General features: G+C 55.0%; 1 protein-coding gene. It reads left to right on the forward strand.

Features of this window, described 5'->3' with window-relative positions:
* Nucleotides 1-1,098 (forward strand): elongation factor Tu (tuf, locus tag CYR52_RS22155; RefSeq protein WP_101829453.1); only part of this gene is annotated, 1,098 nt, incomplete at its 5' end.
* Between the last annotated feature and the right edge of the window lie 4 nt (nucleotides 1,099-1,102).

Consider the following 1,102-nt stretch of genomic DNA (forward strand, 5'->3'; position numbering starts at 1 on the left):
GCTGCAATCACCAACGTACTGGCTAAGAAATTCGGTGGCCAGGCGCGTGCTTTCGACCAGATCGATAACGCACCGGAAGAAAAAGCACGTGGTATCACCATCAACACCTCTCACGTTGAGTACGATACCCCGACTCGTCACTACGCGCACGTTGACTGCCCAGGGCACGCCGACTACGTGAAAAACATGATCACCGGTGCTGCGCAGATGGACGGCGCAATCCTGGTTGTTGCTGCGACTGACGGCCCGATGCCGCAGACCCGTGAGCACATCCTGCTGGGTCGTCAGGTAGGCGTTCCGTTCATCATCGTGTTCCTGAACAAATGTGACATGGTTGATGACGAAGAGCTGCTGGAACTGGTTGAGATGGAAGTGCGTGAGCTGCTGTCTCAGTACGACTTCCCGGGCGACGACACGCCGGTAATCCGCGGTTCCGCGCTGAAAGCGCTGGAAGGCGAAGCCGAGTGGGAAGACAAGATTGTAGAACTGGCCGAAGCACTGGACAGCTACATCCCAGAGCCAGAGCGTGCGATTGACAAGCCGTTCCTGCTGCCTATCGAAGACGTATTCTCCATCTCCGGCCGTGGTACTGTTGTTACCGGTCGTGTAGAGCGCGGTATCGTTAAAGTCGGTGAAGAAGTTGAAATCGTTGGTATCAAAGACACCGCGAAATCTACCTGTACCGGCGTTGAAATGTTCCGCAAACTGCTGGACGAAGGCCGTGCTGGTGAGAACGTAGGTGTTCTGCTGCGTGGTATCAAACGTGAAGAAATCGAACGTGGTCAGGTACTGGCTAAGCCGGGCTCCATCAAGCCGCACACCAAGTTCGAATCTGAAGTGTACATCCTGTCCAAAGAAGAAGGCGGCCGTCATACTCCGTTCTTCAAAGGCTACCGTCCGCAGTTCTACTTCCGTACAACTGACGTGACTGGCACCATCGAACTGCCGGAAGGTGTTGAGATGGTTATGCCGGGCGACAACATCAAAATGGTTGTTACCCTGATCCACCCGATCGCGATGGACGACGGTCTGCGTTTCGCAATCCGTGAAGGCGGCCGTACTGTTGGTGCGGGCGTTGTTGCTAAAGTTATCGCTTAATCGC

Origin of the sequence: Chimaeribacter arupi (genome assembly GCF_002858805.1) — a bacterium.
GTDB lineage: Bacteria > Pseudomonadota > Gammaproteobacteria > Enterobacterales > Enterobacteriaceae > Chimaeribacter > Chimaeribacter arupi.